The organism is Streptomyces sp. NBC_00390 (assembly GCF_036057275.1).
Taxonomy (GTDB): domain Bacteria; phylum Actinomycetota; class Actinomycetes; order Streptomycetales; family Streptomycetaceae; genus Streptomyces.
In genome coordinates this window covers 3,510,520-3,523,215 of record NZ_CP107945.1, presented here as the reverse complement: position 1 = coordinate 3,523,215, position 12,696 = coordinate 3,510,520, and the positions used below count along the sequence as shown (strand labels likewise).

11 protein-coding genes and 2 tRNA genes are annotated in these 12,696 nt (G+C 70.6%); 10 read left to right on the top strand and 3 right to left on the bottom strand.

Features of this window, described 5'->3' with window-relative positions; translation table 11 throughout:
* Positions 1-22: 22 nt before the first annotated feature.
* From OHS70_RS15060 to OHS70_RS15045, 4 genes are all read left to right on the top strand, one after another.
* Positions 23-1,729, top strand: coding sequence for an aldehyde dehydrogenase family protein (locus tag OHS70_RS15060; RefSeq protein WP_328397663.1), 1,707 nt, complete (start codon positions 23-25; stop codon positions 1,727-1,729).
* 160 nt (positions 1,730-1,889) lie between these two features.
* Positions 1,890-3,476: a long-chain-fatty-acid--CoA ligase gene (locus OHS70_RS15055; RefSeq protein ID WP_328397661.1), complete on the top strand. Its 1,587-nt coding sequence runs from the start codon at positions 1,890-1,892 to the stop codon at positions 3,474-3,476.
* Complete coding sequence (locus tag OHS70_RS15050; RefSeq protein ID WP_328397659.1) at positions 3,473-5,065, top strand: GMC family oxidoreductase; 1,593 nt, start codon at positions 3,473-3,475, stop codon at positions 5,063-5,065. The genes OHS70_RS15055 and OHS70_RS15050 overlap by 4 nt, the downstream gene beginning before the upstream one ends.
* Before the next feature lie 229 nt (positions 5,066-5,294).
* Complete coding sequence (locus OHS70_RS15045) at positions 5,295-6,962, top strand: FAD-dependent monooxygenase (RefSeq protein ID WP_328397657.1); 1,668 nt, start codon at positions 5,295-5,297, stop codon at positions 6,960-6,962.
* 556 nt (positions 6,963-7,518) lie between these two features.
* Here OHS70_RS15045 and OHS70_RS15040 read toward each other — a convergent pair.
* The 3 genes from OHS70_RS15040 to OHS70_RS15030 all read right to left on the bottom strand — a co-directional run bounded on the left by OHS70_RS15040 (position 7,519) and on the right by OHS70_RS15030 (position 10,192).
* Entirely contained in the window at positions 7,519-8,028 is a 510-nt protein-coding gene (locus tag OHS70_RS15040; RefSeq protein WP_328397656.1) for a GyrI-like domain-containing protein, read from the bottom strand.
* Between the two features lie 122 nt (positions 8,029-8,150).
* A complete protein-coding gene (locus OHS70_RS15035; RefSeq protein WP_328397655.1) occupies positions 8,151-8,807 on the bottom strand; it encodes an SDR family oxidoreductase in 657 nt (218 codons plus the stop codon).
* 152 nt (positions 8,808-8,959) lie between these two features.
* On the bottom strand, positions 8,960-10,192 hold the full coding sequence (locus tag OHS70_RS15030) for an amidohydrolase family protein (RefSeq protein WP_328397653.1): 1,233 nt from the start codon (positions 10,190-10,192) through the stop codon (positions 8,960-8,962).
* Positions 10,193-10,516: 324 nt separating this feature from the next.
* Between OHS70_RS15030 and OHS70_RS15025 the strand changes: the two genes are divergently transcribed.
* From OHS70_RS15025 to OHS70_RS15000, 6 genes are all read left to right on the top strand, one after another.
* A tRNA-Thr gene (locus OHS70_RS15025) sits at positions 10,517-10,589 on the top strand.
* A 46-nt stretch (positions 10,590-10,635) separates the two neighbouring features.
* A tRNA-Met gene (locus tag OHS70_RS15020) sits at positions 10,636-10,708 on the top strand.
* An 88-nt stretch (positions 10,709-10,796) separates the two neighbouring features.
* The gene (gene rpmG, locus OHS70_RS15015; RefSeq protein WP_003956487.1) at positions 10,797-10,961 is read left to right on the top strand and encodes a 50S ribosomal protein L33; all 165 of its coding nucleotides are present in this window, start codon (positions 10,797-10,799) and stop codon (positions 10,959-10,961) included.
* 87 nt (positions 10,962-11,048) lie between these two features.
* Positions 11,049-11,501, top strand: a complete 453-nt coding sequence (locus OHS70_RS15010) for a MaoC family dehydratase N-terminal domain-containing protein (RefSeq protein ID WP_328397651.1) — start codon at positions 11,049-11,051, stop codon at positions 11,499-11,501.
* A complete protein-coding gene (locus OHS70_RS15005; RefSeq protein WP_328397649.1) occupies positions 11,501-11,929 on the top strand; it encodes a MaoC family dehydratase in 429 nt (142 codons plus the stop codon). The genes OHS70_RS15010 and OHS70_RS15005 overlap by 1 nt, the downstream gene beginning before the upstream one ends.
* Before the next feature lie 147 nt (positions 11,930-12,076).
* Complete coding sequence (locus OHS70_RS15000) at positions 12,077-12,664, top strand: TetR/AcrR family transcriptional regulator (protein WP_328397647.1); 588 nt, start codon at positions 12,077-12,079, stop codon at positions 12,662-12,664.
* The last annotated feature ends 32 nt before the right edge of the window (positions 12,665-12,696 follow it).

Sequence of the window (12,696 nt, the reverse complement as noted above, 5' to 3'; positions counted from 1 at the left end):
CCGACCTTCCGCAAGGGATGACGTGAACACCAGCGCCCTCGACACCTCCTTCCTCGACCGGACCGTGAACGAAGTTCGCCGCAAGGCCGAGTCCTGGTCCGCCACCCCGCCCACCGAGCGCATCGCCCTCCTGGAGCGGCTGCTGCCCCGCGTGGTCTCCAGCGCTCCCGAGCTGGCCGCAGCCGGCGCCCGCGCGAAGGGCTACGCGCCCGAGTCCCCGTGGGCCGCCGAGGACTGGATCGGCGGTCCGTGGGCCCTGGCGCAGAACGCCGCAGCGTATCTGCACGTCCTGCGGCGGATCGCCGCGGGCAAGGATCCTGTCGACGCCAAGGCCGTCCACGAGGAGAGAGGCCGCACCTGGGTCGACGTCTTCCCCGCCACCGGCTGGGACAGACTCCTTCTCAACGGCTTCACGGCGCAGGTGTGGATGCGCCCCGGCACCTCCGCGGAGCAGGCACGCAGCCGTGCCGCGGGCGAATACCGGGGCCGGCCGGGGCGTCCGGCCGTTGCGCTGGTGCTCGGCGCCGGCAACGTCGCCGCCATCACCGCGCTGGACATCCTGCACAAGCTCTTCGCCGAGGGCCAGGTCGTCATCGCCAAGATGAACCCGGTCAACGCCTATCTGCGCCCCCACTTCGAGTACATCTTCGCCGAGTTCGTCGAACGCGGCTGGGTGCGCTTCGTCGACGGCGGTGCGGCCGAGGGCGGTCATCTCGCCGCCCACGAAGACGTGGACGCCATCCATGTCACCGGCAGCGACCGCACCCACGACGCCATCGTCTGGGGCACCGACGAGGACGCCGAGCAGCGCCGCCGCGACGACCGGCCGCTACTGGACAAGCCCTTCAGCAGCGAGCTGGGCGGCGTCAGCCCGTGCATCGTGGCGCCGGGGCCGTGGAGCGACGCCGACTTCCGCTTCCAGGCCGAACACATCGTCACCAGCAAGATGAACAACTCCGGCCACAACTGCATCGCCAGCCAGATCCTGGTGCTGCCCCGCGACTGGGACGGCACCGAGCGGCTGCTGGACGAGATCCGGCGGGTGCTGCGCGAACTGCCTCCGCGTACCGACTACTACCCGGGCGCCGCCGGGCGCCTCGCCTCCGTCCTCGCGGCCCACCCGGAGGCGGAGGCCCACGGAGACGGCTGCCGGCTGCTCGTCCCCGACATCACCGACCACGACGACGTTCTCGTCACCGACGAGGTCTTCGGCAGTGTGCTGGGCGTCGTACGCCTGCCCGGACAGGCTCCGGCCGAATTCCTGCGCCACGCCGTCGACTTCGCGAACAACACCCTCCCCGGCACCCTGGGCGCCACTCTGGTCGTCCACCCCAGGACCGAGAAGGCCCACCGGGACGCGGTGCGGACCGCCATCGCCGATCTGCGCTACGGAACCCTGGGCGTCAACTGCTGGTCGGGAGTCGGCTTCCTGCTCGGCTTCACGCCCTGGGGCGCCTACCCGGGGCACACCCGCCAGGACATCGGCAGCGGCATCGGCTTCGTGCACAACGCCTTCATGCTCAAGGACATCGAGAAGACCGTGCTGCGCGCGCCGTTCACGCCCGCACCGCGCGGCCTGGTCACCGGCGACCCGTCACTGTCCCCCCGCCCGCCGTACTTCGTCACCAATCGCACCGCACTGACCACGGTGGAACGCGTCACCCGTTTCACCGCCGCACCGAGTCCGACGAAACTGCCGGCCCTCTTCGCCTCCGCGCTGCGAGGCTGAACCCCGTCCGCGCGAGGCGCACGCGCGGACGCACCACCGCGCAGCGAAACTCCCAGGCCCGCCCCACCGCACAGTCGTGATGCTGCCGTTCCACGGCTGCGCGCTCCGGCGGCCACGCCCTGCGATCCGTTGCTCCCACCGACACACCTACGGAGATCCCATGCTCAACCTCGCCGTCATGCTGGAGACCGGTGCCCGTGCCGTGCCCGACCGCGTCGCGGTCGTCCTGGGCGACCAGGAGCTGACCTACGCGGAGCTGGACGCCGCCGCGTGCCGCGTGGCCGGCCTGCTCCGCTCACGCGGTATCGAGCCCGGCGACAAGGTCGCGGTGTCCTGCCCGAACCTCCCCTGGTTCCCGATCGTCTACTACGGCATCCTCAAGGCCGGCGCGGTGGTCGTCCCGCTCAACGTTCTGCTCAAGGGCCGGGAGATCGCCTACCACCTGGCCGACTCGGAGGCCAAGGCCTACTTCTGCTTCGAGGGCAGCGCCGAGCTCCCGCTCGGGCAGGAGGGCTGGTCCGGCTTCGGCGAGACGCCCGGCTGCGAGAACTTCTTCCTGATGACCGCCGCTCCCACCGAGGACTCCCCGATCACGGGTGCCGAGACCCTGACGGCGGCACTGGCCGGTCGGAGCGCCGACTTCGAGACGGTCACCACCGAGGCCGACGACACCGCTGTCATCCTCTACACCTCTGGGACCACGGGCCGGCCCAAGGGCGCCGAGCTGACCCACTCCAACGTGACGCTCAACGTGCTGACCTGCCACAAGCTGTTCGGCGAGATCGAGCACGACGTGCATCTGATCACCCTGCCGCTGTTCCACTCCTTCGGCCAGATCGTCCAGATGAACGCCGGCCTCGCCTCACGGGCGACGCTGGTGCTGCTGCCGCGCTTCGACGCCCGTTCGGCCCTGGCCCTGATGCAACGCCGTGCCGTGACCTTCTTCGCGGGCGTCCCCACGATGTACTGGGCGCTGCTCGAAGCGGATGCGCCCGATGTGGACCTGCCGCAGATCGCCAAGAATCTGCGGATGGCGGGCTCGGGGGGCTCGGCACTCCCGGTCGAGATCCACCGCCGGTTCGCCGAGCGGTTCGGCGTCACGATTCTCGAGGGGTACGGCCTCTCGGAGACCAGCCCGGTGGCCACCTTCTCGCCGCGTGGCGAGGAGGTGCGGCCGGGCTCCATCGGACGTCCGGTCTGGGGCGTGGAGGTGGACCTGGTCGCCAAGGACTGGACACCGGTCCAGGGTGCCGACGCGATCGGCGAGATCGTCATCCGCGGGCACAACGTGATGAAGGGCTACTACCGGCGGCCCGAGGCGACGGCCGAGGTGGTGCGCAACGGCTGGTTCCGCACCGGCGACCTGGCCCGCAGGGACGCCGACGGCTGGTTCTACATCGTCGACCGGGCCAAGGACATGATCATCCGCGGTGGTTTCAACGTGTACCCGCGGGAGATCGAGGAGGTGCTTCTCACCCATCCTGCCGTGAGCATGGCGGCCGTCATCGGCGTGCCGCACGAGCGCCACGGCGAGGAGATCAAGGCCTGCGTGGTCCTCGCCCCGGGAGCAGCTCTCGCCGAGGACGAGCTGGTCGCCTGGTGCAAGGACGAGATGGCGGGCTACAAGTACCCCCGTCTGGTCGAGTTCCTCAAGACCCTGCCCACCAACGCCACCGGGAAGATCCTCAAGCGCGAGCTGCGGGACGCTGGTACCGCGGACGCCGGCGCGATCGAGGGGGCCCGATGAGCACCTCGCCCGACAGCGTCGACTACGTCGTTGTCGGAGCCGGCTCGGCCGGCGCCGCGCTCGCCGGCCGGCTGACCGAGAAGGGCACGGCCTCGGTCGCCCTCCTGGAGGCCGGCGGCCCGGACAAGAAGGCGGCCGTCCACATCCCCGCCGCCTTCTCCCAGCTCTTCAAGACCGAGCTCGACTGGGACTACACGACGGTCCCGCAGACCGGACTTTCCGGGCGCCCCGTCTACTGGCCCAGGGGCCGCATGCTCGGCGGCTCCTCCTCGATCAACGCCATGATGTGGGTGCGCGGGTTCGCCGCCGACTACGACGAGTGGGGCGACCTCTGCGGCTCCGACTGGTCATGGAAGGGACTTCTTCCCTACTTCCGCCGCACGGAAAGAATCACGGGGGCCACCGACGCGGACCACGGACGCGCCGGCACGATGACTATCGAGCCGCAGCGCGACCCGAACCCGCACACGGCCGCCTTCCTCGACGCCGTCAGGGAGCTCGGTCACGTCGTCGAGCCTGCCAACACCGCGACGCCCACGGGGTTTTCGCAGACCATGGTCAGCCAGCGGCGCGGCGCGCGGTTCAGCACCGCGGACGGTTACCTCAAGCCCGCCCGCAGCCGCTCGAACCTGCACGTCATCACGGACGCGCAGGCCACCCGCGTGCTTTTCGAGGGACGCCGGGCAGTGGGCGTCGAGTACCGCACCGGGGGCGTCACTCGCAGGGTGCTGGCGCGCCGCGAGGTCGTCCTCAGCGGTGGCGCGGTCAACACCCCCCAACTGCTCATGCTCTCCGGCATCGGAGACGCCGCCCACCTGCGTGACAGGGGAATCGACGTCCTCGTGGACGCCCCAGAGGTCGGCGCCAACCTCACCGACCACCTCATCAGCGGCCTCACCGTCGACGCCCCGGACCGGACCCTGTTCGCCGCCGAGCGTCCCCTCGAGCTTCTGAAGTACCTCGCCCGCCGCCGAGGGATGCTGACGTCGAACGTCGGCGAGGCGTACGGATTCGTCCGCAGCCGGCCGGAGCTCGAACTCCCCGACATAGAAATCATCTTCGCCCCCGTGCCCTTCATCGGGGAGGGTCTCGTCAAGCCGTCCGGACACGGTGTGACGGTGGGTGCGATCCTGCTCCGGCCGCAGAGCACCGGATCGATCACCCTCGCCTCACCGGACCCCCTCGACAAGCCGGTCATCGACCCCCGCTACCTCACGGACCCGGACGGGACCGACCGTGCGGCCCTGCTGGCAGGGCTCGACGTCTGCGAGCAGATCATCGGCCGGCTCACGGCCCGCGGACTGTCCTCGGGCCGCTTCCTCATGCCCTCCGGGGCCGAGCTCCTGTCCCGGGACCGGCGTGTCGCGCGCGCACTGGCCGATCATTCCCACACCCTCTACCACCCCGTCGGAACGGCACGGATGGGCCGCGACGACGCCTCCGTCGTGGACCCGCAGCTCCGGGTACGGGGAGTGGAAGGCCTGCGGGTCGCGGACGCGTCGGTCATGCCGACGATCATCCGCGGCCACACCAACGCCCCCGCCATCGTCATCGGAGAGAGGGCGGCAGATCTGCTCGGAACGAGCTGAGGCCGCCGGACGCGTCGGGGTGCCGGCACTCCACCCGGCACCCCGGCAGGCGGACATCGTTCCGGCGAAGGGCGGGGCGACGTGCCGACGTCCGAGCACACGACGACGTGCGGCGGCCGGCGGAGAGGGCTCGGCCGCCCGGGGAAGGCTTCGGCACGGTGATCCGTGGACCTGCGTGACGACCGAACGCCCCGTACCGAAGTCGCCGGGAACGTTGCACCGGGCGACCATGGAGGGGCAAAGCGCGGCACGCGAGGAAATCCTGCTGGAGATGCCAGTGGTGCACACCGATGTACTGATCGTGGGCGCCGGCCCGGTCGGGCTGACCGCGGCCGCGGAACTCAGGCGACGCGGCGTCGACTGCCGCATCATCGACAGGCTCCCCGCCCGGATGCCGTACGCGAAGGCCGTGGGAATCCAGCCCAGGACCCTGGAGATCTGGGACCGGATGGGCATGGTGCGCACCGCCCTCGAGGCCGCCGTGCCGATGCGCGGGCAGCTGCTGTACGTCAACGGCGCCCAACAGGCGCGTATCGACCTCAAGCTTCCGCCCGACGTCCCCTACGGCTTCGCCGCCCTGCCCCAGTACGAGACCGAGCGCATCGCCGAGGAGCACCTCGCCGTCTTCGGCACCCGGATCGAACGCGGCACCGAACTGGTGTCGTTCGCCCAGGACGGCGACGGGGTCACAAGCCGGCTCACCACGGCTGCCGGCGGTGAGCAGGAGCTCCGGTCCCGCTTCCTCATCGGCGCTGACGGAGCGCACAGCATCGTCCGCAAGACGCTAGGGCTCACCTTCGAAGGCGGCGCCTTCCCCGACGAGTACATGCTCGCGGACGTGGAGGTGGACTGGGACCTGCCGCAGGGCTACGGCGTACGCGCCATGCACCGGAGCGACGGAACCGTCGACGACCTGCTCGTGTGCATTCCGCTGCCCGGCCGCTCCCGCTACCGCATGTCCATGCTCGTCCCGCCCGAGCTCTCCGCCGGGCGAGGGCAGGGCGAGCGGGACGATGTCGCCCATGGACTGGAAGGCAGCCGCAAACCCGGAATCGAACACATCCAGGCGGTTCTCGACCGGCTCTCCCCGCAGTCGACCACCGCTTCGGCCATGCGCTGGTCCTCCGTCTTCCGCATCAGCCACCGACTCGTGGACCGCTACGCCGACGGGCGGGTCTTCGTCGCCGGAGACGCCGCGCACATCCACCCGCCGACCGGTGCGCAGGGCATGAACACCGGTATCCAGGACGCCTACAACCTGGCCTGGAAGCTCGCTCTCGCCCTGGCGGGCACCGCGCACCCCCGACTGCTCGGCAGCTACGACGCCGAACGGCGGCCCGTCGGCGAGGAAGTCGTCGGCCGCACCGTCCGGCACGCGACCGAGGGCGTCCAGGCCGACCCGGACGACCCCGAGACGATCATGATGCGTGAGGCCCAACTCCTCGTCGCCTACCGCGACAGCCCCATTGTGGGACCGGGCACCCCGGGGCAGGGCGGCCCCGACGCCGGCGACCGGGCGCCCGACTGCGGTGGCCTCACCGGCACCATCGCCACCTTCCCCATGCGCCTGTACGACGTGCTCCGCGACCGCGGCCATCTGCTGCTGCTCTACGCGGACACGGACGGGCCGGTGGCTGAGTTCGACGAACTTGCCGCGACGGCCCGGAACATGGGCCATGGCCAGGTGGACGTGTGTGCCGTACTCGCGGCCGATGTGGATGCCGGCCGTGTGCAACTGCCGGTCCTGCGTGACAGCCGGGGAGAGTTCCGGCGCGGTTACCGTGCCGAGGGTCCGACGGCGTATCTGATCCGCCCCGACGGCTACCTGGGTGCCCGCATCACCCCTGCGGCCGGTCCCGGACTGTCCACCCATCTCGCGCGGGTCTTCCGCACCTGAGCGGCTCGGGTGCCGGTCAGACCGGGCGATCTTCGAGGATCAGCCTGCGGCGTCGGATGCATGGGGCCTCCCCAGGCCCACCAGGGCCGAGGCATGGGGTTTCCCCAGGCCCGCCAGGGCCGAGGCATGGGGTTTCCCCAGGCCCGCCAGGGCCGAGGCATGGGGCCTCCCCAGGCCCACCAGGGCCGAGGCATGGGGCCTCCCCAGGCCCGCCAGGGCCGAGGCATGGGGCCTCCCCAGGCCCGCCAGGGCCGAGGCATGGGGTCTCCCCAGGCCCGCCAGGGCCGAGGCATGGGGTCTCCCCAGGCCCGCCAGGGCCGAGGCATGGGGTCTCCCCAGGCCCGCCAGGGCCGAGGGGACGTATCGCAAGGCGGTGGGGGTACCGCCCGGCCGGAGGCCGGAGGAGATCGCCCTCGTACCGGACGCACTTGGGCGACTCCGACAACACAGCGAGGTGCCGTAGCCGGGGGTACCTCCTGGGGGTCCCCCGGACGGAGTCCTGGGGGAGAAGCTCTGGGGGAGCGTCGCAGGCCCGACAAGATCGCCCGGACAGGGCCTAGTCCGCCAGCCGGAACGCCAGCTCCATCTCCCACTTCGACATGTCCGGCTCCTCCCGCGGGTCGGTCAGATACGACTCGATCCGTCCGGCCCAGTGCTCGACACCGTCGACGACGGTCATGTCCCATTCCAGGCCCTTGCGTTCCACCCAGGCGTGCATCGCGGTGATCACGTCGAACAGCTGGTCCGGGTGGCCGACGTGCAGGACCGTCACATAGCGCCCGGCGGGCAGCACCGCGATACCGATGTCTCCCTCGGGTTCCGGCGCCGAGACGACGGGTACGCCCGCCTCGATCACCGACTCCCCTTCCATGTCGATGGTGTTGTAGCGGAAGAACGGGGGTCCTGCGAACTCCGCCCCGCGCGTGGTGAGCCAGCCGACCAGCTCGGGGAGCCGGTCGGCGATCGTGGCGAAGGAATCCATCCGCACGGAGCCGCGGACGTAGGCGTACAGCTGCTCCCCGCGTTCGACGATCGCGGGCTGGATCTCCTGCATGGCATCCCTCATGACATCAAGGACCGTACGGCCGCCGGGAATTCATCGGTCACAACGGTGGAGGAACCGGGACGGTGGAAGAACTGCGGGTGCATGGGCGCCGGCACGGCAACTGGCCGGAGTAGGAGGCCGGTTCAGTTGCCGGCGACGTCCTTCACGGCGACCACGACCGGGACCGAGCCGCTGATCAGTTCCAGTGTCAGCCCCACGGCGCCCGGCGACTCCACCATCTCAGCCAGGACGGCAGCGACATCGTCACGCGGCACGGTTCCGGGACCCGTGGACGCCGCCAGCCGTACGAGTCCGGTGCCCGCGTCGTCGATGAGCCTGCCCGGGCGCAGGATCGTCCAGTCGAGGTTCGTGCGGGAGCGCACGTAGTCGTCCGCGGCGCCTTTGGCGCGCAGATAGGCGTCGAACACCTCGTCGCCCTCGTGACCGGCGTCGGCACCCATCGACGACACCACGATGTGGCGCCGTACGCCCGCCCGTTCCGCCGCGTCGGCGAAGAGCACCGCGGCGCCCCGGTCCACCGTGTCCTTGCGTTCCGCACCGCTGCCCGGGCCCGCGCCCGCCGCGAAGACGGCCGCGCCCGCGCCCTGCAGTACCGCGGCGACCTGCTCCACCGATGCCGACTCCATGTCCATGTAGACGGGTTCGGCGCCCGCCTCCCGCAGATCGTCGCCCTGGTCCGGGCTTCGGATGATGCCCACGGCCTCGTGTCCGCCCGCCGAGAGCAGCCGCTCGAGACGGCGCGCGATCTGTCCGTGTCCTCCAGCGATGACAATGCGCATGCATACGACGGTACGTCCGAACCGCATGCCGCGCTCAGGGGCCGCGCCGTGCTCGGACACCGTGCTCCGGCACCACTCCCGCCACTGCCGGGCACCCCTGTCGGACACGGCGCCGCGACACCTTGCCGCTGGACCGCGTCCGGGGACGTTGCTCAGGGCCCGAAGTCCGGCCGTCCCTGCCGCGGCAGTTCGAGCGCGACGGCCGCCGCCGAGTCGCAGTACTCGCGCACCGCGCTGGTACGCGCCACCACCCGCCCCCGGTGGATGACGATCCGGCTGTACGCGAGCGAGAGCACGCTCCCGATCCGCTCCCCGCGCACCGCGAGCAGCTCCGCGGGGAATCCCGCCTCGACCCGCACCTCCGGCAGCCCCATCACCTCCCGGGCTCCGCCGGCCACCACCCCGTACGCGTCGGGCGGCCGCATCCCGCTCTGTGAGGAGAGCAGGTACGCGGCCTCCAGCGGGTCTCCGCGGCCCACCGGGTTGGTGATGTCCCGCAGGGCACCGCTGCCCGCCGCGACCCGTACGCCCGCGGCACGCAGCAGCCTGACCGGCGCGTTGCCGCGCTGTTCCACACCCGCGCAGCCGCCCTGAGGCAGCGAGACGACCGTGACCCCTGCCGCGGCGAGCTGGTCGGCGGCCCGGGAGGCCACCTCGCGCGGCAGCCGGGCGAGGCCCGCGCACGGGCCGATCGTCACCCCTGGCCGCAGCCCGCCGGCCATCGCGGCCAGCCGTGCGACACGGGCGGGATCGTCGCCGTGCGTGTGCAGGTCGACGGGGCAGCCGTGCTCCGCCGCGACCTCCAGGACGGCTTCGACGTAACCGGTCGGATCCGGGTCGGCGTCCGGGCAGCCGCCGACCACGCCGGCACCCATCTTCACCGCGTCCCTCAGCATCGCCAGCGCGTCGGCCCCGGCGATGCCGGTCAGCAGCCGGGGCACGGCGACAGCGGTCAGATCGGCGAGCCCGCGCAGCGAACGCCGTGCCTGGAGCACCGCCTCCAGGGAGTCGAGGCCCTGCACGTCCCCGATGCGCACGTGCGAGCGCAGGGCGGTCGCGCCGTGTCCGAGCTGCAGCAGCGCGGCCTCGGTGGCGCGGCGCTGGACGTCCTCGACGGCGTACGAGACGGGGCCCGCGGTGTCCGCGGTGAGTGCCGTGTCGCTGTGGGCATGCGGTTCGGCGGGGGCGGGGAGCAGCAGGAATCCCGTGAGGTCCAGGCGGGAGGAGTGCGGGGGGAGGCTGCCTGCCGTACCGACCGCCTCGATGCGCCCGCTGCCGAGCCGTACGTCGACGGTGCGGCCGTCTGCCAGCCGGGCGCCGCAGAGCAGCAGCGCTGTGGTGTCCGCGGTCGCGCCGTCGGGGGGCTGCGGCTGGCTGTCGGGCATCGCGCTCCTGAGTGGGGCGGGGGCTCGTGTGCCGCTCGCGCGGCGCTCGGACGGCGTGAGGGCCGGAAAGGATCACGCAGCGTGAGTCGAGCCTAGGGGCGCGCGGAGTGCGCTTCGCGGAGGAGCGCAATAGTCGTACCGGTGTGGTCACGTGGGCGTACGGGGCGGACGGGGCGTTGCCGGAGATACGGGGTCAACGCGCCTGTGACGGCGTGGTGACGGCGGAGTGACGGGGGCGGTGAGTGCCCCGGACAGGGCGGCGGACGGGGGCCGGAAAACGGATTTGGGCGATCGGCGGCCGACCGTGTAATGTCTTCATCGCTCGCCCCAATAGCTCAGTCGGCAGAGCGTCTCCATGGTAAGGAGAAGGTCTACGGTTCGATTCCGTATTGGGGCTCTGATGTTGGTGATCCTCGCCTTCGGGCGAGGGGATCCGGCATCGCAGCGGTGTAGCTCAGTCGGTAGAGCAAGCGGCTCATAATCGCTGTGTCACCGGTTCAAGTCCGGTCACCGCTACACACAGTAGCCGATTGTGGGGTCGGTCCTCCGGTCGGCTACTCTTTATGCGTTCATCCGTCCATCCGTCCGTCCAAGGAGCACTCACGTGGCTGCCACAGACGTCCGCCCGAAGATCACGCTGGCCTGCGTGGAGTGCAAGGAGCGGAACTACATCACCAAGAAGAACCGGCGTAACAACCCGGACCGTCTTGAGATGAAGAAGCACTGCCCGCGCTGCAACTCGCACACGGCGCACCGCGAAACGCGCTGATTTCAGGCTCGTATACGAGGCCGTCCCCACTGGGGGCGGCCTCGTGTCGTTTGGTTTGTGGTCAAGTCATCAGGAGGGAGCCAGTCCATGGCGCTCGACCAGTCGTTCGTGGGGCGGACCTATCCGCCCACCGCGCCCTATGAGGTGGGCCGGGAAAAGATCCGTGAGTTCGCCGAGGCCGTGGGCGACACAAATCCCGCGTACAGCGATCCCGATGCTGCCAAGGAGCTCGGCCACTGTGATGTGATCGCTCCGCCCACCTTCGCCTTCGCGATCACTTTCAAGGCCGCCGAGCAGGTTGTCCAGGATCCGCAGTTGGGGCTGGACTACAGCCGGGTGGTGCACGGCGACCAGAAGTTCGCTTACGCGCGTCCGGTACGGGCGGGGGACCGGCTGTCGGTCACCTCGACCATCGAGTCCATCAAGTCCCTTGCGGGCAACGACATCCTCGACATCCGCGGCGAGGTGCACGACGAGTCCGGCGAACTCGTGGTGACGGCCTGGACGAAGCTGGTGGCGCGCGCCGCCGAGGAGGCGTGATGGCAGCGAAGATCTCTTACGCGGATGTCGAGGTCGGCACCGAGCTGCCGGCGCAGAGTTTTCCCGTGACCCGCGCCACGCTGGTGCGGTACGCGGGTGCGTCGGGCGACTTCAACCCGATCCACTGGAACGAGAAGTTCGCCGTCGAGGTCGGACTTCCGGATGTGATCGCGCACGGCATGTTCACGATGGCCGAGGCGGCGCGTGTGGTGACCGACTGGGCCGGCGACCCGGGTGCGGTCGTGGAGTACGGCGTGCGCTTCACCAGGCCCGTGGTCGTGCCGAACGACGACGAGGGTGCGCTGATCGAGGTCAGCGGCAAGGTCGCGGCCAAGCTGGACGACAACCGGGTCCGTGTCGACCTGACGGCGACGAGCGCCGGGCAGAAGGTGCTGGGCATGTCCCGCGCCGTGGTCCGGCTCGCCTGACAGGCCCGGACGCGGGCCACGTCGTCAGCGGGCCTATGTGTAAGGGGCGCTCTCCCACGGGAGGGGCGCCCCTTACGTGGCCTCCGGTGCGGGCTGTCCGGCGGATCGCGCTTGCTCAATTAGTGATTGACCACTAACTTTGTCTCCATGGCCAGGATGAGCGCAGAGGAGCGGCGCGAGAGTGTCATCCGTGCCGCGATCACCGAGTTCGCGCGCGGTGGCTACAACGGCACGTCCACCGAGGCGATCGCCAAACGCGTCGGTGTCTCGCAGCCGTATCTCTTCCGGCTCTTCAAGAACAAGCGGGAGCTGTTCCTGGCGGCGGCGATGCGCTGCCTGGAGGAGACTCCCAAGGCCTTTGCCGACGCGCTGGAGGTCCGCCCGGACAGCTCGCCGCTGGAGGCGATGGCGGCCGCGTACATGACGCTCATCGACGATCGCGACAAGCTGCTGATGCAGATGCAGATGTATGTCGCCGTGGCGTCCGCCGAGGCGGCGGGCGATCGCGAGTTCGGTGAGCGGATCAGGGCCGGCTGGGCCCGGATCTGGGACCAGGCGAACATCGCCTTCGCCGGGGACGGCAAGGAGACGGCCGACTTCCTCGGCTGCGGCATGCTCATCAATGTCCTCGTGGCGCTGGGATTCCCCGAGGATCACCGGGTCTGGTCCGGGCTCGACATGTCGGAGCTCAAGGTCGCGAAGGGCTCGCAGGTCTCGGAGGCTTCTGGGGGGTAGGTCGCACCGCCCCCTCGAGGGGCATTCTTCTG

Excerpts from the sequence above, each read along its gene's own strand:
- OHS70_RS15045 (WP_328397657.1), top strand. The coding sequence starts at position 5,295 with ATGGAGGGGCAAAGCGCGGCACGCGAGGAAATCCTGCTGGAGATGCCA.
- OHS70_RS15030 (WP_328397653.1), bottom strand. The coding sequence starts at position 10,192 with ATGCCCGACAGCCAGCCGCAGCCCCCCGACGGCGCGACCGCGGACACC.
- OHS70_RS15040 (WP_328397656.1), bottom strand. The coding sequence starts at position 8,028 with ATGAGGGATGCCATGCAGGAGATCCAGCCCGCGATCGTCGAACGCGGG.
- OHS70_RS15035 (WP_328397655.1), bottom strand. The coding sequence starts at position 8,807 with ATGCGCATTGTCATCGCTGGAGGACACGGACAGATCGCGCGCCGTCTC.
- OHS70_RS15050 (WP_328397659.1), top strand. The coding sequence starts at position 3,473 with ATGAGCACCTCGCCCGACAGCGTCGACTACGTCGTTGTCGGAGCCGGC.
- OHS70_RS15000 (WP_328397647.1), top strand. The coding sequence starts at position 12,077 with ATGGCCAGGATGAGCGCAGAGGAGCGGCGCGAGAGTGTCATCCGTGCC.
- OHS70_RS15010 (WP_328397651.1), top strand. The coding sequence starts at position 11,049 with ATGGCGCTCGACCAGTCGTTCGTGGGGCGGACCTATCCGCCCACCGCG.
- OHS70_RS15055 (WP_328397661.1), top strand. The coding sequence starts at position 1,890 with ATGCTCAACCTCGCCGTCATGCTGGAGACCGGTGCCCGTGCCGTGCCC.
- OHS70_RS15005 (WP_328397649.1), top strand. The coding sequence starts at position 11,501 with ATGGCAGCGAAGATCTCTTACGCGGATGTCGAGGTCGGCACCGAGCTG.